Here is a 20,577-nt window from a genome sequence, read left to right on the forward strand (position 1 = left end):
GTCGTGTCTCCCTCGTCGCACGTCTCGTTCGTGTTCATTCGTCCAGCGGATCGAGGTCGCCCCAGCTCGTGCGGCTGATCGCGCGCTTGACCTCGTCCATGAAGTGTCCCTGCGGGTTCGCCGGTGTGCGCGTGCCCGGCGCGGGCGTCGGCGCGGCCCCCTCGACGGCCGGGTCGCGGGTGGCGGTCGCGCGCTGCACGTGGCGGTTCAGCAGCTCGCGGTCGCGGCTCGTCAGCTGCGAGGCCGCGACGACGATCACCGGGATCGCCGCCGTGAGCGGATCGCGCTGCAGCGCCTCGACGACGCCGATGCCGTCGACCTCCGTCATCAGCAGGTCCAGCACGATGAGGTCGGGCACATGACGCCGCGCCAGCTCGATGCCTTCCTTGCCGCCGGTCGCGCGCAGCACCGAGAAGCCCGGCTGCGACAGGTGCGCGCTGAGCGACTGCAGGTCGCCGGGCGCGTCGCTGATCGCCAGCACCAGGAACTTGCGCGTGGCCGTCGGCTTGAAGCCGAGCATCTCCAGTTCCTTGCTCAGCGCCTTGCGCGACACCGGCTTGTGCAGCACCGCCGATGCGCCGAGCGACAGCGCCACCTCCTGCCCCGCGTCCACCGACACCACCACGACCGGGATGTGCGCCCAGCCCGGCAGGTTCTTCAGGCGCGACAGCAGCTCCCAGCCGTCCAGCCCGCCCGGCAGGTTGACCTCCAGCGTGATCAGGTCGGGCCGCAGCTGCGGCGCCAGCTCCAACGCCGCTTCCGCGGAGGCCACGTGGCGCACGCGGAAGCCCGCCGCGTTCAGCTGCGTCTGCATCAGCGCCGCGGCCGGTTGGTTGTGCTCGATGACCAGCGCCAGCGGGCTCGTGCCGGGTTCTTCCGGCAGGATGACGTCGGGCACGACCGGATCGCGCCATGGCAGCCAGCAGGTGAAGCAGCTGCCCTGGTCCGGCGCGCTGCTCACCGCCACCGCGCCGCCGTGCAACTGCACCAGGCGCGCCACCGTCGCCAGTCCCAGGCCGGTGCCTTCGACCTTGTGCGTCAGCACGTTGCGGACCTGGTTGAAGGGCTGGAACAGCTTGTCCAGCCCCTCGGGCGGAATGCCGATGCCGTTGTCGGTGACGCTGATCTGGATGAACTCGCCGAACTCGTTGTCCGGCAGCTCGGAGCGCCGCCCGTCCGGGAAGCCCGGCAGCGCCTCGCGCGCGCGCAGCCGCGTCACGCGGCGCGCCTCGAGCCGGATGTTGCCGCCCTTGGGCGTGAACTTCGCGGCGTTGGAGAGCAGGTTGTAGATGATCTGCCGCAGACGGCGACGGTCGACACACAGCCGCTGGCCGCCGCCGACGCCGAAGAAGTCCATCTGGATGCGGTTCAGCCGCGCGCGCTCCTGGACGATCGCCAGCGCGTCGCGCAGCAGCTCGTCGAGGTCCACCGGCTCGATGTCGAGGTCGACCCGGCCGGCCTCGATCTTGGCCATGTCCAGCAGGTCGTTGACCAGCGACAGCAGATGCTGCCCCGCGTTGTGGATGTGGTTGCAGAACTCGGACTGCCGGTCGCTGACCGGACCCGCCGCGCCGTCGCGCATCAGCTGGGCGAAGCCGATCACCGCGTTCAGCGGCGTGCGCAGCTCGTGCGACATCGTCGACAGGAAGGCGGTCTTGGCGCTGCTGGCGCGGCTGAGCTCGGCATTGAGCTGCTCCAGCGCGTCGTTGCGCTGCTGCAGCACGGCCAGCAGCTCCGCGCGGCTGTCGGCCAGGTCGCGCGCGGCGCGCGCCTCGGCGGCCTCCAACGCGTTGCTGTGCAGCTCGGCGTGGACGCGGCGGGCCTCGTCTTCGAACTGCTTGCGGCGCAGCTGCGCGCGCAGCCGGGCCTTGAGCAGCTCGACCTCGCCGTTGGCCTTGACGACGTAATCGTCGGCGCCAGCCTCCAGGCCGGCCAGCATCGACGCGCGCCCTTCGAAGGCCGTCAGCAGGACGACCGGGATGTCGCGCAGGGCCGGCGCGGACTTGATGCGGCGGCAGGTCTCCAGCCCGCCGATGCCCGGCATCTGCACGTCGAGCAGCACCGCGTCCACCGGCTGCACGGCGAGCAGCTCCAGCGCCAGCTCGCCGGTGCCGGCGGCGATCACGTCGTAGCCGTCGTCGCGCAGCGTCGCACCGAGTTCCGCCAGCACGTTCGCGCTGTCGTCGACCAGCAGCAGGCGCTTGGGGCCGAGCAGGCTCGCACCCTGCTCGGGCAGGCTGGACTTGGCACTGCGCAGCATCGCGGCGACGCGCGCCAGGATCAGGTCGACGTCGTCCTGCTTGCGCGCGAACGCATCGGCGCCGGCTTCCAGCGCGCGCAGTTCCGCCTCCGGGCCTTCGTCCGCGGTCAGCAGCAGGCAGGGCGTGTGGCGCAGCGCCGGGTCCAGGCGCAGCCGGCGGATCACCGCGGCGCCGTCGATGCCCGGCATGTGCTGGTCCACGATCACCGCATTGGGCCGCAGCGCCGCGGCCTGGCGCAGGCCTTCCTCGCCGTGCGCCGCCATGTGGATGTCGTAGCCGTGCGGCTCCAGGGCCTCGCCCAGTGCCTCGCGGAAGGTCTCGCTGTCGTCGATCAGCAGCACGGAGGCGACATGCGGCTCCGGCGTCGCCACGCGTGCCTGCCGCTGGCGCACCAGCTCGCGGGCGCGGTCGACGACGTAGGTGCGGTCGTAGGGTTTGCCGACGTACTCGTCCGCGCCGTGCGCGATGCCGCGCAGCCGGTCGCCGGCCTGCGAGGCGTTGGACAGGATCAGCACGATGCAGTCGGCGCCGCCCTGCGGCGTGGCACGCAGCTCGGCCAGCCAGCTGCCGCCGTCGCCGTCGGGCAGCTGGTTGTCCAGCAGGACCAGCGCGGGCATGCCGTCGGCCAGGGCGGCCCGGGCCTGCGCCAGCGTCGCGCATTCGACGCAGTCGAAGCCGGCGTCCTCGAGCGCCTCCCGCAGGTCCATCCGGACCGTCAGGCTGTCCTCGACGATGAGGGTTCTCTTGTTCATGTGCGGGCCCCTCCCCAGGCCATGCCGCTCAAGCCCAACAGGGCGGGGCCGATGTCGGTCAACGGCAGCACGCGCTCGGCGGCGCCCAGCTGGGCGGCCTCCCGCGGCATGCCGTAGACCATCGAACTGGCTTCATCCTGCGCCAGCGTCGAGCCGCCCGCGCGCCGGATCGCGAGCAGGCCCTGCGCCCCGTCGCGCCCCATGCCGGTCAGCAGCGCCGCCGCGACGCCCGGGCCGATCTCCGCGGCCAGTGATTCGAAGAGCTCGTCCACCGACGGCCGGCACGAGTGCCGCGGCGGTGCGTGACTGAGCTCGATCTGTCCTCCGCGCACGACCATGTGCACGTCCGGTGGCGCCAGCACGACCTGGCCGGCCAGGTCGTGCAGGCGTTCGCCGCCGTGGGCGTAGCGCACGCGGTGCGGCGTCTGCGCGTCCAGCCATTCGGCGAAGCCGCGGCTGAAGACGGCGTTGATGTGCATCACGATCAGCAGCGGCAACGGTGCCGGCGCGGGCAGCGCCTGCAGCACCTTCATCAGCGCGCCCGGTCCGCCCGTGGACGCGCCCAGGGCCAGCACCGCGCGGCGCGGCGTCGGCGGGAGCGCGGACAGCCCCGCGGCGGGACGGCCGCCGATGCGTGCCCGCACATGCGTGATGACGCGGATCCGCGCCACCAGCCGCAGCAGCGTCACGTAGCGCTCCTCCCATTCGCCCTCGGGCTGGCCGGCGCTGGGCTTCTCCAGCACCTCGACCGCGCCGGCGGCCAGCGCCTCGTAGGTGCGCAGCAGCTCGCCGCGGTTGGTCGACGACGAGACGATCAGGATCGGCGTCGGGCAGTGGGCCATGATGGCCTCGGTCGCCGCCTGGCCGTCCATGCCGGGCAGCATCATGTCCATCGAGACGACGTCCGGCCGCAGCTGCTGGCACAGCGCCACGGCCCGCGCGCCGTCGTGGGCTTCGCCGACGACCTCGATGTCGCGCTGCGCGGCCAGGACCTCGCGGATGTGCGCCAGCACGGTGATCGAGTCCTCGACCACCAGCACGCGCAGCGTCTTCGTCGACGGCGGCGCACTGCCGCCCAGGCCGCCGATGCCGCCGGCACCGCCGGCCGCGCCCGATGCGCCCGATGCCCCGGAACCGCTGCTCATGCCGAGGCTCCCTGCAGCGGCACGCCGCCCGCGCCGGCCTCGGCCGAGCGCGCGACCAGCCCCGCGACCTGCGCCAGGAACTCGTTCTGCGCGAACTCGCCCTTGACGATGTAGCCGTCCGCGCCGACGGCCTTGCCGCGCGCGAGGTCCTCCGGCGCATTGCGCGAGGTCACCAGCACCGCCGGGATGTCGCGCAGCGCCGCGTCGGCGCGGATGCGCGTCATGAATTCGAATCCGTCCATGCCCGGCATCTCCACGTCGCACAGGATCAGCGCATAACGCTCGCGCTTCGCGGCTTCCAGGCCGTCCTCGGCGGAGGCGGCCATGTGCACGCGATAACCGGCGGCTTCGAGGATGCTCTGTTCCAGCATGCGCGTCGTCAGCGAGTCGTCGATGACCAGGATCGTGCCGGTGCGCGGCGGCGCCGCGACGGGCCGGGGGCGCGCCTGACGCGCCGCGGCGATCAGGCCCTCGGGCGCCAGCACCGGCACCGGCTGCTGGGCCGCGTCCAGCGCCAGGCCGGAGATCAGCGGCGAGGCCGGCAGCAGCGCCGGCGGCGGTCGCAGCACGACGCTGGTGACGCCGTCCAGCGAATCCACGCCCAGCACCGCGCGTTGCCCGCCGGCGCGCAGCACCAGCGCGGAACGCGGCGGGGGGGCCGCGACGCCGGGGCGCAGCGCCTCGGCCAGTGACAGGTGGGGCAGCAGCTCGTCGCCCACGGCCACGTGCGAGCCGGTCAGTACCGGGCGCTGCAGCACGCATTCGACCGCCTCCAGCGGCACCCAGGCCGACACGCTGCCGGCGCACAGACGGATCGCGCGCAGCGCGGCCAGTTGCAACGGCACGCAGAGCTCGACCGTCGTGCCTTCGCCGCGGCGGCTGTGCAGCGTCAGGCGGCCGCCGAGCCGGTCGGCCGTGTCGCGGACCACGTCCATGCCGACGCCGCGGCCGGCCAGCGCGTCCACGCGCCGCGCGGTGCTGAGGCCGCCGCGCAGCAGGCGGTCGATGAGCGCCGCGTCGTCGAGATGGGCCGCGCCGGGAACGCCCTTGTCGACGGCGGTGCGCCGCACGGCGTCCAGGTCCAGGCCGGCGCCGTCGTCCGAGCAGCAGAACAGCACGTCGCGACCGCGGCGCTCGATGCGCAACTCGATGCGACCTTGCGGCGGCTTGCCGGCGGCGACGCGCTCAGCCGGCGATTCGATGCCGTGCGCCACGGCGTTGCGCACCATCTGCACCAGCGCGGCGGAGATGGCGTTCAGCAGCGCGGCTTCGAGCTTCACATCGCCGCCGTGGCCGGTCAGGCGCGCCTGCTTGTCCTGCGAGCGCGCGGCGTCGCGCGTCGCGCGCTGCAAGGGCGCGAACAGCTGTGACGCCGGCAGCAGACGCAGCTGCTCGGCGCTGTCGCGCAAGGCGACGAGCTCGCGCGCGAGCTGGCGCGCACCGCGTTCGATCTGGTCCTCGATGCGCGCCAGCGGGCCGGCCAGCATCTCCTGCTGGCCTTGCAGGGCGCCGCGCAGTTCGCGCAGCAGCATGCCGGCGCGCTCCAGCGGCGCGAGGTGACCCTGCGTGCGGGCGATGTCGGCGAGCAAGCCGTCGAGTTCCTCGGGCATCAGCTGGGGGATCGTCAGCAACGCGCCGACGGGGTCGTCCACAGGATCGTCGACGCGACCATCGACGCGTTCGGGCGCTGGTGCCGCCGGGACCGGCCCGGCGGACATCTCGACCTTCGAGGAAGATGCCGCGGCGACCTTGTCCCTCGCGCCCGTACCCGCACCCGCCGCGGGCGCGTCGAGCGCCGTGATCGATTCCTCGGCGGCGTCGATCAGCGCCAGCAGCGCGTCGAGCTCGGCGCGGCCCGGCGCGTCGCCGCTGTCGCGCAGCGGCGTCAGCAGGTCCTCGATCGCATGCGCCTGCGCGGCGATCGCGGGCAGACGCACGACGCTCGCGGCGCCCTTGAGCGTGTGGGCCAGCCGCAGCAGCCGCGGGGGCAGGTCGTGCGCGGGGGCCTGCTCCGCGGCGAGGACGGCCTCGCCCATCTGCCGCAGCAGATCACGGGCTTCGACGCGGAAGAAGCGGTAGGGGTCCTTGGCCACGGCGATCGGTGTCTCGGGTTGACGGGGGAGTTGAAGGCTTTGCCGCCGGGTCAGGTCGGCTGCGACTGCACCAGGCGCAGCAGGTCGCGCGACATCTCCGCCAGCTCGGTGGCGGTCTGGGAGGTCTGGCCGGAACTGGCCTCGGTCTCGCGCGAGGCCTGCGCGGTGTTGGACAGCGCGACGTTGAGCTGCTCGACGGCGGTGGCCTGCTGCTTGGTGGAGAGTTCGATCTCGCGGGCCGCGTCCGTCGTCGTGACGACCTGGCCGGCGATCTTGGCGAAGCTGGCGGCGACGTCGTCGAACTGGCGCGCGCCCGCGTCGACCGCCTTCGAGCCGGTCTCGGTCGCCATCACGGTGGTGTTGACCGCGCCGCGCACGTCGTCGATCTGGAGGCGGATCTCCTTGGTCGACGCGGTCATGCGGTCGGCGAGCTTGCGGATCTCGTCCGCCACGACGCTGAAGCGCCGGCCGGCGTCGCCGGCCACGGTGGCCTCGATGGTCGCGTTGATCGCCAGGATGTTGGTCTGCTCGGCCAGTTCGCCCACCAGGTCCAGCACGACGCCGATCTGCTGCGACTTGCGGCCCAGGTCCAGCATGTGGTCGACGACGAGGTCGATCTGCCGCCGCATCGCGGCGATGCTCTCGCGCGCCGACTGCAGCGTGCCGTCGCCGCCGCGCGCCAGGCCGGCCGTCTGCTCGGCGATGACGACGACGCGCTGCGCGCTGTCGGCGATCTGGCGCGAGGTCGCCAGCAGTTCGGAGATGGTGGTCGAGATCTCGGTCATCGAGGTCGCCGTCTCGCGCGCGCCGGCGGCCTGCTGGTTCGCGGCGGCCTGCAGCTCCGCCGACGAGCGCTGCACGTGCTTCACCGCCGTGCCGACCTGCCCGCTCAACGCGCGACTCAGCGTCAGCGCCGCGATCAGGACCAGCAGCGCGCCCGCCACCGTGCCCCAGACGATCGCCGCGCGCACCGTGGTGGCGGTGGACTCGACCTCCTTCGCGCGTTCGCGCAGCACGTCGTTCTCTTCCTCCTCCATCTGGCCGACGACCGCGCGCAGCTCGTCCATGCGGCGCTTGCCTTCACCCAGGGACACCGTCTTCAAGGCGGTGTCCAGGCCGCCGGTGCGGCGGGTCTCGATGCGGTCCTTGTGCAGCTGCATCAGCCCGTCGATCATCGTGACCGCCTGGTTGAACCTGGCCTGCTGCGCGGGGCTGTCGCGGAGCATCGGCTTGAGTTCCGCCAGCACCCGGGGCACGTTGGCGAGGGCGCTGCGATAGGGCTCGAGGTAAGGCTCCTCGCCGGTCAGCAGGTAGCCGCGCTGCGCGGTCTCCGCGTCCTTCATCAGGCTCATCACCGTGCCGATGTGACCCACCGCCGTATGCGTGCGGGCCACCTGGTAGCTGGTCTGCGTCATGACGTCGACGCCGCGGTAGGACAGGATCCCGATGAGCAGCAGCAGCGCGAAGGACAGCGCAAAGCCCACCGACAGCTTTCTTCCGAAGGTCCACATGGCACGGGTCTCCCTGTCATCGGCCGGCGGCGCCGGCGCTTGTTGTCGTCGTGAAGGTCGTCGCGGAGGTCGTCGAGGAGGTCGGCGCGCCGCTGTCGGCGTTGGCCGTGACGGCGGCGATCAGGCCGTCCAGCTCGATCAGCGGACGCAGCGCGCCGCCGCAGCGCACGGCCCAGCCGGTGCCGGCGGCGTCGCTCTGCTGCAGCCGGTCGCCGGCGGCGAGCCGCCATTGGCCGTCGAATCCCTCGAAGGCGAGCGCCAGCGGCGCGCTGCGCGCGATCGCCCACCAGCGCACGGTGCCCGCAGGGCCGCGGCCGATCAGCGCCTGCAGGTCGTACAGCGGCAAGACCTGACCCTGATGGCCGGCGAGTCCGAGCAGCCCGGGGGCGGCGGCGGGATACGGGGCGGCGGGCATCGCGGGCGTCAGTCCGGCCAGGTCGGCCAAGTTCAGGGCGAACGGGTCGCCGGCAATCCGTATGCCCAGCACGTCGAGGACCGCCTCCTCGTCGGCGTGGCGGCGGGGCTCGCCGAAGGAGCGGTCGAAGGACTCGCGCCATTCGGCGAGCAGCTCGCGGGACGCTTGCGTCATGCGCGGGTCTCCTGCATCTCGTCGCGGCACAGGCGCCGCAGGTCGTCGCGGTCGAAACCGCCGCCGAAGCGGCGCAGCCGCTCGGGCGATTCGTGGTCGAGCAGTTCCAGCGCGCGGCGCAACTCGCGACCGGCGGCGACGATCTCGCCCCGCCGGCGCGCGAGCAGGCCCAGCCGCAGATGCGGCAGCGCGAAGGCGGCGTCCTTGGCGGCGGCGCGCTGGTGATGCCATTCGGCGGCGGGCAACTGGCCGCGCTCCTCCATGGCCAATCCTTGCAGGAACAGGCCTTCGGCCTGCAGCGTCGCCGATGTTCCGGGGATGAGCAGGCGCGCGCAGGCGCGCAGGCCGTCCTCCACCTGGCCGGCTTCGATCAGCTGCAGCGCCTCGTCGAGCAGGGTCTGGTCGGCGTCCCCGTCCGGGGGCGGGACGTCCCGGGACGAGACCGTGACGACGGCAGCGGTCTGTCCCTGCGTGTCCGTCACCGGCGTGGCGGCGGGGCCCGGCGTCGTGGCCGGCCACGCGAAGGGCCAGGACGGCGTCGTCTCGGGCGCCTCGCGCCGGTAGAAGAAGCACCCATGCGCCTGCCTCAGCACGAGGCCGGCCTCCTGCGCCTCGTCCTTGCCGCGCAGCGTCTCGGCGTGGCCCAGGAAGAGCACACCGCCCGGTGCCAGCGCGCCGGTCAGATTGCGGATCGCCTGGCGCAGCGCGGTGGGCTCGAAGTACATCAGCACGTTGCGGCAGAAAACGATGTCGAAGCTGCCGGGGGCCCAGAACATCGCGTCCGGCTGACCGAGGTGCCGCTGCGCGAAGCGCACGCGCTCCCGGATCGCCGGCAGCGGCGTCCACAGGCCGGGATCGACGCCACGGAACCAGAGGTCGCGCTGTTCCTGCGGCGTCGCGCGCAGGCTCCACTCGCCGTAGCGGGCTGCCGTGGCGCGGGCCAGCGCGGCCGGGTTCAGGTCCACCGCGAGCACGTCCCAGTCCACGCCCTGTGCCTGCAGGCCGGCGCGGTGGAGGGTGATCGCGAGGGTGTAGGCTTCCTCGCCGCTGGCGCAGCCGGCGGACAACGCGCGAAGTCGCCGGGTGGGCGCGCCGCTGTCCGAGGCGCCCGACGCGCCCCGCACCAGCAGGGGCAGCAGGTCGCACCGCAGCGCGTCGAATTGTTCGGGGTGACGGAAGAAGAAGGTTTCGCCGACGGTCAGTTCCGCCGCCAGCGCGTCGAGCCGGGCGCGCGTCGGCGCCAGCTCCATCTGGTCGAGGAAGCGTTCCGGGCTGACCGGCCCCGCGACGCGCGTGAGCGCCGCGGTGAGCCGGTCATCCTGTCGTTCGTCGAAATGCAGGCCCAGCCGGGCGGCGAGCAACACGCGCAGCCGCGACAGCAGCAGAGGAGGATCGAGGGCGGCCGGCGCGGCGCGCGTCATGAACCGGCCTCCGCTCGAGCCGGGGGCGTGCCGTCGTCCGACGGTCCGTCGATGTCGTGGAGCGCCGACAGCGCCTCTTCCGGCAGCAGTCTCGCCTGGTCGAGGACGGCGATCAGATCGTTGTCGCGCTCCGCCAGCGCGGCGATGGCGCCATGCGCGCGATCGCGCAGCAGCGGGGGCAGGGCGCGGATCTCGTCGGCCGGCAGGGCCTGCAGGCCGAGCACCTCGGTCACCGCGAGCGCGGCCCGGTGCCCGCCGGCCTGCACGATCACGTAGCGACGCGGCGGCGCCGGCTCAAGGCCGAGCAGCCCGGCCAGGTCGACGACCGGCAGCCAGTCGCCGCGGATGCGCGCCAGGCCCTGGACATGGACCACCGGCGACGCCAGTGGCCGCAGCGGCTGCGGCCGCAGGGTCTCCTCGACGGCGTCCAGCGGCAGGCCGCACAGCCGGGATTGCACCCGGCACACCAGAACCCGGAACACGCCATTCGATGGCTGGTGCATTCTTGTGGCTCCCTGTTTGCGCCAGTCTATGCCGGCGCTTGGCGGGCGCGTGTCGTCGAAGGTCACTTCGGCTCCCACGCCCCGCAGGTGAGCCAGCGTCGCAGAGAAGTCGGACGTGCGGGGTCGGGTAAACCCTCGGCATGGCTTCGTCATCGCGGCCGCATCGTCGTGATGCGGTCATGCCGGGCTGCTGAACTCGGACGAGCCGCCTGGTTCTTTTTTAGGCCGGCATCACTAAAAAAGGGTGGTCAAGGATTGCGTTTCCGGCCCGGAACTGCTCAAAATAGAACGATCGTTCGTTTTATTATTCCGGGCACCGTGTCCACCTCCTCCTTCACCTCCGCCAAGCCTGTCGCCGCCAAGCCGCTCGCCTCGTCGCGCAGCGGCTCGCGCTCGCTGCAGAAGGGCGCGCAGACCCGTGCCGCGATCCTCGACGCGGCGTTGGGCCTGGCCTCGCACATGGGGCTGGAGGGGCTGTCCATCGGCGCGCTCGCCGATGTGACGAAGATGAGCAAGTCCGGCGTCTTCGCCCATTTCGGCTCGCGCGAGGAACTGCAGATCGCCGTGGTGCGCGAGTACCACGCCAAGTTCGAAGAGGAAGTCTTCTACACCGCGATCCGCCAGCCGCGCGGCCTGCCGCGCCTGCGCGCGCTGTTCGAGCGCTGGGTGCACCGCACCTCGGTCGAAGTCGACTCGGGCTGCATCTACATCAGCGGCGCCGTCGAATTCGACGACCGGCCGGGCCTGGTGCGCGACGCGCTGGTGGGCATGGTGCGCGACTGGCACGCCGCGATCCGCAAGGCCATCCTGCTGGCGCAGGAGGTCGGTCACCTCGTCCCGGACGCCGATCCGGACCAGATCCTCTTCGAGATGCACGGCCTGATCCTGTCGCTGCATCACGATGCGCGTTTCCTGCGCAGCGAAGGCGCGCTGGCGCGGGCCCGCACGGGCCTGGAGCGCATCCTCGGCAGCTTCGCCACGCCGGCCGGCCGCAAGGCCGATGCCGAGACGCGGCAGACACCTCCTCACTCCGCCGCCGCCGGCGCGACCGTGGCCGCGGCCTCGGGACGCAAGCGCGCCTGAGCGGGGCGAGTCCCTTTCGATCCTTTCACAGAACCAATCCTCAGGAGAGACCCCCATGCCTCAGTACAACCCGCCCCTGCGCGACATGAAGTTCGTGCTGCACGAGCTGCTGCACGCAGTCGACGAGCTGAAGCTGCTGCCCGCGCATGCGGAGGTCGACGAGGACACCATCAACGCGGTGCTGGAAGAGGGCGGCAAGTTCGCGTCGGAAGTCCTGACCCCGATCAACCTGTCGGGCGACCAGGAAGGCTGCACGCTGGACAAGACCACGCACGAGGTCAAGGCGCCCAAGGGCTTCAAGGAAGCCTACGCGCAGTACGTCGAGGGCGGCTGGCCCTCGCTGTCGTGCGACCCGGAGTACGGCGGCCAGGGCCTGCCGGTCCTGCTGAACCAGTTCATGTACGAGATGATGAACTCGGCCAACCAGGCCTGGACCATGTACCCGGGCCTGAGCCACGGCGCGTATGAAGCGCTGCATGCGCACGGCACGCCCGAGCAGAAGACCACCTACCTGCCCAAGCTCACCTCCGGCGAGTGGACCGGCACGATGTGCCTGACCGAGCCGCACTGCGGCACCGACCTGGGCCTGCTGCGCTCCAAGGCCGAGCCGCAGGCCGACGGCACCTACAAGATCACCGGCCAGAAGATCTTCATCTCCGCCGGCGAGCACGACCTGGCCGAGAACATCGTCCACCTGGTGCTGGCCCGCCTGCCGGACGCGCCGCAAGGCTCCAAGGGCATCTCGCTGTTCATCGTGCCGAAGTTCAACGTGAACGCCGACGGCTCGCTGGGCGAGCGCAACCCGGTCTACTGCGGCGGCCTGGAACACAAGATGGGCATCCACGGCAACGCCACGGCGCAGATCGTGCTGGACGGCGCCGTCGGCACGCTGGTCGGCCAGCCCAACAAGGGCCTGCAGGCGATGTTCGTGATGATGAACGCCGCCCGCCTGGGCGTCGGCAACCAGTCGCTGGGCCTGACCGAAGTGGCGTACCAGAACGCCGTCGTCTACGCCAAGGACCGCATCCAGATGCGCGCGCTGTCGGGCCCGAAGTCGCCGGACAAGCCGGCCGATCCGATCATCGTCCACCCCGACGTCCGCAAGATGCTGCTGACCGCGCGCGCCTACGCCGAAGGCGGCCGCGCGCTGTCGGCCTACACCGCGCTGCAGCTCGACAAGGCGCTGAGCAGCGACGACGCCGACGAGGCCAAGGCCTGCGAGGACGAAGTCGCCCTGCTGACTCCGATCATCAAGGCCTTCATCTCGGACAACGCCTGGATCGCCACCTCGCACTGCATGCAGGTCTTCGGCGGCCACGGCTACATCCACGAGTGGGGCATGGAGCAGTTCGTGCGCGACTCGCGCATCAACATGACCTACGAGGGCACGAACACCGTGCAGTCGCTGGACCTGCTGGGCCGCAAGATCCTGGGCAACAACGGCGCGACGCTGAAGAAGTTCGGCAAGAAGATCGCCGCGTTCGTCGAGGAAGAGGGCACCAGCGAAGCGATGCAGGAGTTCATCAACCCGCTGGCCGACATCGGCGACAAGGTCACCAAGCTGACCACCGAGATCGGCATGAAGGCCTTCCAGAACCCCGATGAAGTCGGCGCCGCCGCGGTGGACTACCTGCGCGTCGTGGGTCACCTGACCTTCGCCTACATGTGGGCGCGCATGGCCAAGCTGGCGCTGGAGAAGAAGGACAGCGGCGATCCGTTCTACACCGCCAAGCTGGCGACGGCGCGCTTCTACTTCGCCAAGCTGCTGCCCGAGACCGCGAGCCTGATCCGCACCGCGCGCACCGGTCTGAGCCCGCTGATGGAAATGGACGAGGCGCTGTTCTAAGGACAGCGTCACGGGCGCCCCCTCGAGCGGGGCGCCCGCGTTCCCCCTGGCGCGTCCGCCGCTGCGTTCCCAAATAAAAGATCGGAGAGAGACACGATGAAACCGCTGTTCGCCACCGCCGTCGCCCTGGGCCTCGGACTGTCCGCCAACCTGGCGCTCGCGCAGGCCTCCGCGCCGGCGGCGACCGCCACCACGCCGGTCGGCGTCTGGAAGACCATCGACGACGACACCAAGCAGGAGCGCTCGACGGTCCGCATCAGCGAGACCAACGGCGTGCTCTCCGGCAAGATCGAGAAGATCACGGATCCGGGCAAGCAGGACGCCAAGTGCGACGAATGCAGCGACGAGCGCAAGGGCCAGCCCATCATCGGGCTGACGATCCTGCGCGGCGTCAAGAAGAACGTCGGCGACGCCGCGCTCTGGGACGGCGGCGACATCCTCGACCCGGGCAACGGCAAGGTCTATCGCGTCCGCTTGCGTCCGGTCGACGGAGGCAAGAAGCTGGAGGTCCGCGGTTTCGTCGGCATGCCGATGCTGGGCCGCACGCAGACCTGGATCCGCGTCGAATAAAGCGATCGATGGACGCGCCGACATGAGCGCGCCGTACAAACCACATTCCTACATCCTCGGGATGTTCATTGGAGAAACCATGAGTCGATTCCAAGTTCGCAAGGTGGCCGTGCTCGGCGCCGGCGTGATGGGCGCGCAGATCGCCGCCCATCTGGTCAACGTGAAGGTGCCGGTCGTCCTGTTCGACCTGCCCGCCAAGGAAGGCCCGAAGAACGGCATCGTCACCAAGGCCGTCGAGGGCCTGAAGAAGCTCAAGCCGGCGCCGCTGGGCGTGGCCGAGAACGCCGCGCTGATCCAGCAGGCCAACTACGAGGAACACCTCGAGCTGCTCAAGGACTGCGACCTGATCATCGAGGCCATCGCCGAGCGCATGGACTGGAAGCTGGACCTGTACACGAAGATCGCGCCCTTCGTGGCACCGCACGCGATCGTGGCGTCCAACACCTCGGGCCTGTCGATCACCAAGCTGTCGGAAGTCCTGCCGGAATCGATCAAGCCGCGCTTCTGCGGCATCCACTTCTTCAACCCGCCGCGGTACATGTACCTCGTCGAGCTGATCAACACGCCGACCACCAACCCCGAAGTCATCGATCAGCTCGAGAGCTTCGTGACCTCGGCGGTCGGCAAGGGCGTCGTGCGCGCCAACGACACGCCCAACTTCGTCGCCAACCGCGTCGGCATCGCCGGCATGATGGCCACGATGATCGAGGCGGAGAAGTTCGGCCTCTCCGTCGACGTCGTCGACGACCTGACCGGAAAGAAGCTGGGTCGCGCCTCGTCGGGCACCTTCCGCACCGCGGACGTGGTGGGCCTGGACACGATGGCCCACGTCGTCAAGACGATGCAGGACAACCTGAAGGATGACCCCTTCTACTCGACCTACGCCACGCCCAAGGTGCTGGCGGGCCTGATCGAGAAGGGCGCGCTGGGCCAGAAGGCCGGCGCGGGCTTCTACAAGAAGGTCGGCAAGGACATCCAGCGCCTGGACTTCGCCACCGGTGAATACGTCGCCGGCGGCGGCAAGGCCGAGGAGATCGTCGCGCGCATGCTGAAGAAGCCGGCCGCGGACCGCATCAAGCTGCTGCGCGAATCGAGCAACCCGCAGGCCCAGTTCCTGTGGTCCATCCTGCGCGACTCCTTCCAGTACGTGGCCGTGCACCTGGACACCGTCGCCGACACCGCGCGCGAGATCGACTTCGCCATGCGCTGGGGCTTCGGCTCGCAGCAGGGCCCGTTCGAGCTGTGGCAAGCCGCCGGCTGGAAGCAGGTCGCGGAGTGGGTCAAGGCCGACATCGACGCCGGCAAGACGCTGTCGAGCGCGCCGCTGCCCGCCTGGGTCTTCGAAGGCCCGGTCGCCGAGAACGGCGGCGTGCACTCGAAGGACGGCTCGTGGAGCGCCGCCGAAGGCAAGTTCAAGCCGCGCGCCAAGCTGCCGGTCTATGAGCGCCAGGCCTTCCCCGAAGCGCTGGTCGGCGAAGGCGCCGTCGAGCCGCTGAAGGCCGGCACCGAAGAGTTCAAGAACGAGGAAGTCCGCGTCTGGTCGCTGGACGGCGAAGTGCTGATCGCCTCGATCAACGCCAAGCTGCACCTGATCAGCCCGACGGTGACCGAGGGCCTGCTCAAGGCCGTCGAGATCGCGGAGGCCAAGTACAAGGGCCTGGTCATCTGGTCGCCGGACGACGTGTTCTCCGCCGGTGCCAACCTCGAAGCGCTGATGCCGGTCTTCATGACCAAGGGCGCCAAGGGCATCGCCCCGGAAGAGAAGAAGCTGCAGGACATGATGCTGCGCGTGCGTTACGCCAGCGTCCCGGTCATCGCCGCGATGCGCGGTCTGGCGCTGGGCGGCGGCTGCGAACTGGCGGTGCATTGCGCCCGCCGCGTCGCGCACATGGAGTCGTATGTCGGCCTGGTGGAAGTGGGCGTCGGCCTGATCCCGGGCGGCGGCGGCCTGACCTACATCGCGCGCCGCGCCGCGGAAATGGCCTCGGCCGGCAATGCCAACGCGGACATCTTCGCCTTCCTGAAGGACGGCTTCACCAACGCCGCGATGGCCAAGGTGGCGACCTCCGCGCTGGAAGCGCAGAAGCTGGGCTACCTGCTCGACAGCGACATCATCGTCCCCAACAAGGACGAGCTGCTGTTCGTCGCCACGGCCCAGGCCAAGGCGATGGCGGACTCCGGCTACCGCGCCCCGCTCAAGGCCAAGTTCCCGGTCGCGGGCCGTTCCGGCATCGCCACCGTGAAGGCCCAGCTGGCCAACATGCGTGACGGCGGCTTCATCAGCGCGCACGACTTCCACCTGGCCTCGCTGATCGCCGACGTGGTGTGCGGCGGTGAAGTGGAAGCCGGTTCGCTGGTGACCGAGGAATACCTGATGTCGCTGGAGCGCAAGCACTTCTGCAGCCTGCTCGAGCATCCGAAGACCCAAGAGCGAATCATGGGCATGCTGCAGACCGGCAAGCCGGTCCGCAACTGATCCGAGCGGCACACAAGGAACACATCATGAGCAAGCAAGTTCAAGACGCCTACATCTGCGCCGCCACCCGCCTGCCCATCGGCAAGTCGGGCCGGGGCTACTTCAAGAACACCCGTCCGGACGAGATGCTGTCGCGCGTCATCCAGGCCGCCATGGCCCAGGTGCCGGGCCTGGACCCGTCGGTGATCGAGGACGCCATCATCGGCTGCTCCTTCCCCGAAGGTGAGCAGGGCATGAACATCGCGCGCGTCGCGGCCGTGCTGTCGGGCCTGCCGAACACGGTCGGCGGCGTGACGGTGAACCGCTACTGCGCCTCGGGCATCACCGCCCTGGCGATGGCGGCGGACCGCATCCGCATCGGCGAATCCGAAGTGATGATCGCCGGCGGCGTCGAATCGATGTCCATGGTCCCGATGGGCGGCAACAAGCCCTCGTTCCCGCCTGCGATCTTCGAACGCGACGAGAACATCGGCCTGGCCTACGGCATGGGTCTGACGGCCGAGAAGGTCGCCGACAAGTGGAAGGTCTCGCGCCAGGCGCAGGACGAGTTCTCGCTGGAGTCGCACCGCCGCGCGCTGGCCGCGATCGAAGGCGGCTACTTCAAGGACGAGATCACCCCGTTCGAGCTGAAGGACCGCCAGCCGGACCTGAACGGTGACGGGGTCATCGTCAAGAGCCGCATCGTCGACACCGACGAAGGTCCGCGCAAGGACACGTCGATGGAAGGTCTGGCCAAGCTCAAGCCGGTGTTCGCCGCCAAGGGCAGCGTCACGGCCGGCAACAGCTCGCAGACCTCGGACGGCGCGGGCGCGCTGATCGTGGCGTCTGAAGCGGCCGTGAAGCGTTTCGGCCTGACCCCGCTGGCGCGTTTCGTCTCCTTCGCCGTGCGTGGTGTGCCGCCCGAGATCATGGGCATCGGCCCGATCGAGGCGATTCCGGCGGCGCTGAAGCTGGCCGGCATCAAGGCCGAGGACCTGGGCTGGATCGAGCTGAACGAAGCTTTCGCCGCGCAATCGCTGGCGGTGCTGAACGACCTGGACAGCAAGGGCATCGTGCTGGACCGTTCCAAGGTGAACCCCAACGGCGGCGCGATCGCCCTGGGCCACCCGCTGGGCGCGACGGGCGCGATCCGTGCGGCGTCGGTGATCCACGGTCTGCGTCGCACCGGTGGCAAGTACGGCATGGTCACCATGTGCGTCGGCGCCGGCCAGGGCGCGGCGGGCATCATCGAGCGCCTGTAAGAAGCGCTCGGTTCTTCAAGTACGGTCTTCGCGAGTCCAAGAGATTCGCTGGGGCCGGAATGCTGCTGGGGGTTCCCGGAGGGATGCCCCCTGCTGCGTGGAGAGCCCGCGCTTGGCCAAGCGCAGGTAGGCGCCCTGAGCAGGACGCCAAACGGCATCGGGGGAGATCGCGATGATCAGTTTCCGAGCGGAGGATGGCTTTGAGCTTCGAGGCCATCTCTACGGCGATGTGGCGACCGCGAAGGCGGGATTGCTGATCGCTCCGGCGATGGGTGTGGAGCAGCGTTACTACGCTGCCTTCGCCCGCTGGATGGCGGAGCAGGGCTGGCTGGTGCTGAGCTTCGACTATCGCGGCATGGGCGCCTCGCGTCCGGACGCGATGAAGCGCTCCTTGCGAGGGCTTGAAGCCGACATCCACACCTGGGCCGAGCGCGACGCCGCAGCGGCGTTGTCGCACCTTGACCGCCTGCTCGGCGACCGCCGCGAGATCCACTGGCTGGGTCACAGCCTTGGTGGCCAGATCCTCGGCATGCTGCCCAACCGTTCCCGCGTGTCTCGCGCCGTGACGGTGGGCTGCGGCAGCGGCTACTGGCGCGAGAACTCGATCGGCCTGCGCCGCTACGTGTGGTGGCTCTGGTACGTCGTGGTCCCGCTCGCGCTGCCGACCTTCGGCTACTTCCCCGGCCGCAAGCTGCGCAAGGTCGGCGACCTGCCGCGCGGCGTGATGGCGCAATGGCGACGCTGGTGCCTGGACCGCGAGTACATGATGGGGGAGGGCGGCGACGCGCTGCGCGCGCAGTACGCGTCGCTGTCGGTGCCGATGCTCTCGCTGGCCTTCACCGACGACGAGTTCATGTCCCGCCGCAACACGGAGTCCTTGCACGGCTTCTATGCCGGCGCGCGTCCGGAGATGCGCCGCATCGCCCCCAAGGACATCGGGGAGCGTCGCATCGGCCATTTCGGCTTCTTCCGCGATCGATTCGAGCGCAGCCTGTGGCCGCAGGTGAGCGCGTGGCTGGCATGATCGCGTCCATTCATCCGAACACCATCCGTTGCCGGACTGCATGAGGCAGCAGGCGGACGGCAGACCTAACGAGGAGAGTGCTTCATGAGCATCAAGACCGCCATCGTGAACGGCGTGCAGACCATCGAGATCGCACGACCGGAAAAGAAGAACGCGCTGACCCGCGCGATGTACCAGGAGATGGCTGACGCGCTGGTCACGGCCAACGCCGACAACGCCGTGCGCGCGGTGCTGATCCAGGGCCAGCCGCAGATCTTCACCTCGGGCAACGACATCGAGGACTTCATGGGCAGCCCGCCGCGGGACGAGGACGCGCCGGTGTTCCAGTTCATGCGGGCGATGGTGGGCTGCGACAAGCCGATCGTGGCGGCGGTGAACGGCGCGGCGATCGGCATCGGCACGACGCTGCTGCTGCACTGTGATTTCGTCTACGTGGCCGACGACGCGCGGCTGGCGATGCCTTTCGTGAGCCTGGGCCTGGTGCCGGAATTCGGCTCGAGCCTGCTGGTGCCGCGCCTGATGGGCCCGCGCCGCGCGGCCGAGAAGATCCTGCTGGGCGATCCCTTCACCGGCGAGCAGGCGGTGGAATGCGGCGTCGCCAACGCGGTGCTGCCGGCGGGCGAAGTCGTGGCGCATGCGCGCCGCATCGCCGAGCGCTTCAACAAGCTGCCCCCCAGCGCCGTGCGCGAGAGCAAGCAGCTGATGCGCCGTTCGTCGAAGGACGAGCTCCTGGCGACGATCCAGGCCGAGGCCGAGATCTTCGGCGCGCGCCTGCGCAGCCCCGAGGCGATGGAGGCCTTCCAGGCCTTCTTCCAGAAGCGCCAGCCGGACTTCTCGAAGTTCTGATCGGGCGCGGCGATGCCGCACTGAACGAGAGGGCGCCGTGGGCGCCCTTTCTGCTTTCTGCTTTCTGCTTTCTGCGGGATGCCGTCGACGGACAACCCTCATTCGCGCAATTGGCACCACTTGACCGAGTCACCGAGAGCGCCAACTGCACGACAACGTGCGATTGGCGCGATCACGCCGCCTTGAAATCATGAGCACTCCTCTGTTGATTGGAGCGAGTCCTGATGAGCAAGAAGTCGAATGGAAAGAGCGCGAAGCCGGCCAAGCGCAAAAGTCTGTGCGAGCGCTGCGGGCAGGTCGCGAAGGCGTCGGTGAAAGTGACCGAGCCGCCGAGCTGGGCGCACAAGGTCGGCACCTTTGGGCTGCCGCGCGAAGACAGTTTGAAGGTGCATTCGCCGGAGGTGGCGTTCGAACTGGCCAAGAAGGCCGGCATCATCGACGACGAGGGGAACCTGATGCCGAGGTATCAATGAACCAGGGGCAGTTGATCCTCGCATTCCACGGCTGCGATATCACGGTTCGCGACAGGCTGGTGAAGGGGCGACTTGCGCGACTCACGCCATCCGCCAATCGCTATGACTGGCTTGGGGACGGTGTGTATTTCTTTGAAGGGGATGCAGAGCGTGCGTTGGGTTTTGCGGAGGCTTCACGCCAGCAGGCTTCCAAGCTCTACTCGGCACGCCCCATTGTTTCTCCTGCCGTCGTTGGCGCGGTGCTCTGTGTCTCTCAATGCTGGGACATGACGACGCTGTCCGGTCGGCGGGAGTACCAGTCCGCCATGGCCGAACTCAGGGTCGCGCAGAACCTGTCCGGACGCCCCATGCCGGTCAATCGACCTGCTGACGCCGAGGATGAATCCATGTTGCTGCGCGGGCTGGACTGCGCGGTGTTCAACATCGGGCACGAAATGCGTGAACGGGATGGACATCCGTCTTGGCAACTCGTTCGTGCCGCCTTCTATCAGGGACGGCCGATTTTGGACGGCACCGAATTCCGCTCGGGTACGCACATCCAATTGGCTGTGCGAGATCAGCAGTGTGTGCTCGGTTGGTTTCTTCCGGAGGGCGTAGGCGCTGCATTGCTCAGCGATGAGGAACTGGCGGAGGCCGATGCGGCAATGGCCCGCGCCGTCCAAGCGCGCACCGCCAGCAAACCTCGCGTGAGGGCCTCGCCATGACGCCGACCGCACGAAGAAGAATGAACAACGGGCCCCTCG

The 20,577-nt window shown here is 69.9% G+C and carries 16 protein-coding genes; 9 read left to right on the top strand and 7 right to left on the bottom strand.

The features are described 5' to 3' along the window. Positions 1 to 34: 34 nt before the first annotated feature. Genes AC1VNM_RS27705 through AC1VNM_RS27735 form a run of 7 tightly spaced genes read right to left on the bottom strand, consistent with a single transcriptional unit; the run spans position 35 to position 10,275 of the window. Positions 35 to 3,013, bottom strand: coding sequence for a response regulator (locus tag AC1VNM_RS27705; protein WP_483109052.1), 2,979 nt, complete (start codon positions 3,011 to 3,013; stop codon positions 35 to 37). Beyond that, complete coding sequence (gene cheB / locus AC1VNM_RS27710) at positions 3,010 to 4,158, bottom strand: chemotaxis-specific protein-glutamate methyltransferase CheB (RefSeq protein WP_483109053.1); 1,149 nt, start codon at positions 4,156 to 4,158, stop codon at positions 3,010 to 3,012. The genes AC1VNM_RS27705 and cheB overlap by 4 nt, the downstream gene beginning before the upstream one ends. Next, positions 4,155 to 6,251 carry a hybrid sensor histidine kinase/response regulator gene (locus tag AC1VNM_RS27715; protein WP_483109054.1) on the bottom strand — a complete coding sequence of 699 codons (2,097 nt, stop codon included), beginning with the start codon at positions 6,249 to 6,251 and terminating at the stop codon, positions 4,155 to 4,157. Before AC1VNM_RS27715 ends, cheB begins: the two co-directional genes overlap by 4 nt. 50 nt (positions 6,252 to 6,301) lie before the next feature. After that, entirely contained in the window at positions 6,302 to 7,762 is a 1,461-nt protein-coding gene (locus AC1VNM_RS27720) for a CHASE3 domain-containing protein (RefSeq protein ID WP_377157187.1), read from the bottom strand. A gap of 16 nt (positions 7,763 to 7,778) precedes the next feature. Next, positions 7,779 to 8,351: a chemotaxis protein CheW gene (locus AC1VNM_RS27725; RefSeq protein ID WP_483109055.1), complete on the bottom strand. Its 573-nt coding sequence runs from the start codon at positions 8,349 to 8,351 to the stop codon at positions 7,779 to 7,781. Then, the gene (locus AC1VNM_RS27730) at positions 8,348 to 9,772 is read right to left on the bottom strand and encodes a CheR family methyltransferase (RefSeq protein WP_483109056.1); all 1,425 of its coding nucleotides are present in this window, start codon (positions 9,770 to 9,772) and stop codon (positions 8,348 to 8,350) included. Before AC1VNM_RS27730 ends, AC1VNM_RS27725 begins: the two co-directional genes overlap by 4 nt. Beyond that, positions 9,769 to 10,275 carry a chemotaxis protein CheW gene (locus AC1VNM_RS27735; protein WP_483109057.1) on the bottom strand — a complete coding sequence of 169 codons (507 nt, stop codon included), beginning with the start codon at positions 10,273 to 10,275 and terminating at the stop codon, positions 9,769 to 9,771. Before AC1VNM_RS27735 ends, AC1VNM_RS27730 begins: the two co-directional genes overlap by 4 nt. Before the next feature lie 318 nt (positions 10,276 to 10,593). On the opposite strand from AC1VNM_RS27735, the gene AC1VNM_RS27740 reads away from it, so the two are divergent. The 9 genes from AC1VNM_RS27740 (at position 10,594) to AC1VNM_RS27780 (ending at position 20,538) form a co-directional block, all read left to right on the top strand. Beyond that, positions 10,594 to 11,358: a TetR/AcrR family transcriptional regulator gene (locus AC1VNM_RS27740; protein WP_377157177.1), complete on the top strand. Its 765-nt coding sequence runs from the start codon at positions 10,594 to 10,596 to the stop codon at positions 11,356 to 11,358. Positions 11,359 to 11,413: 55 nt separating this feature from the next. Continuing rightward, positions 11,414 to 13,204 (top strand): acyl-CoA dehydrogenase C-terminal domain-containing protein, encoded by a 1,791-nt coding sequence (locus tag AC1VNM_RS27745; protein ID WP_377157175.1) that lies wholly within the window; start codon positions 11,414 to 11,416, stop codon positions 13,202 to 13,204. Positions 13,205 to 13,300: 96 nt separating this feature from the next. Next, positions 13,301 to 13,774: a DUF2147 domain-containing protein gene (locus AC1VNM_RS27750; protein WP_377157173.1), complete on the top strand. Its 474-nt coding sequence runs from the start codon at positions 13,301 to 13,303 to the stop codon at positions 13,772 to 13,774. Positions 13,775 to 13,853: 79 nt separating this feature from the next. After that, on the top strand, positions 13,854 to 16,250 hold the full coding sequence (locus AC1VNM_RS27755; RefSeq protein WP_377157172.1) for a 3-hydroxyacyl-CoA dehydrogenase/enoyl-CoA hydratase family protein: 2,397 nt from the start codon (positions 13,854 to 13,856) through the stop codon (positions 16,248 to 16,250). Between the two features lie 26 nt (positions 16,251 to 16,276). Continuing rightward, on the top strand, positions 16,277 to 17,491 hold the full coding sequence (locus tag AC1VNM_RS27760) for an acetyl-CoA C-acyltransferase (RefSeq protein ID WP_483109058.1): 1,215 nt from the start codon (positions 16,277 to 16,279) through the stop codon (positions 17,489 to 17,491). Positions 17,492 to 17,663: 172 nt separating this feature from the next. Then, the gene (locus AC1VNM_RS27765) at positions 17,664 to 18,515 is read left to right on the top strand and encodes an alpha/beta hydrolase family protein (RefSeq protein WP_483109059.1); all 852 of its coding nucleotides are present in this window, start codon (positions 17,664 to 17,666) and stop codon (positions 18,513 to 18,515) included. 84 nt (positions 18,516 to 18,599) lie between these two features. Then, entirely contained in the window at positions 18,600 to 19,361 is a 762-nt protein-coding gene (locus tag AC1VNM_RS27770; RefSeq protein ID WP_297524543.1) for an enoyl-CoA hydratase, read from the top strand. 224 nt (positions 19,362 to 19,585) lie between these two features. Next, the gene (locus AC1VNM_RS27775) at positions 19,586 to 19,834 is read left to right on the top strand and encodes a hypothetical protein (RefSeq protein ID WP_431101980.1); all 249 of its coding nucleotides are present in this window, start codon (positions 19,586 to 19,588) and stop codon (positions 19,832 to 19,834) included. After that, a complete protein-coding gene (locus tag AC1VNM_RS27780; RefSeq protein ID WP_483109060.1) occupies positions 19,831 to 20,538 on the top strand; it encodes a hypothetical protein in 708 nt (235 codons plus the stop codon). The genes AC1VNM_RS27775 and AC1VNM_RS27780 overlap by 4 nt, the downstream gene beginning before the upstream one ends. The last annotated feature ends 39 nt before the right edge of the window (positions 20,539 to 20,577 follow it).

The organism is Mitsuaria sp. MSU3D, from assembly GCF_056867975.1.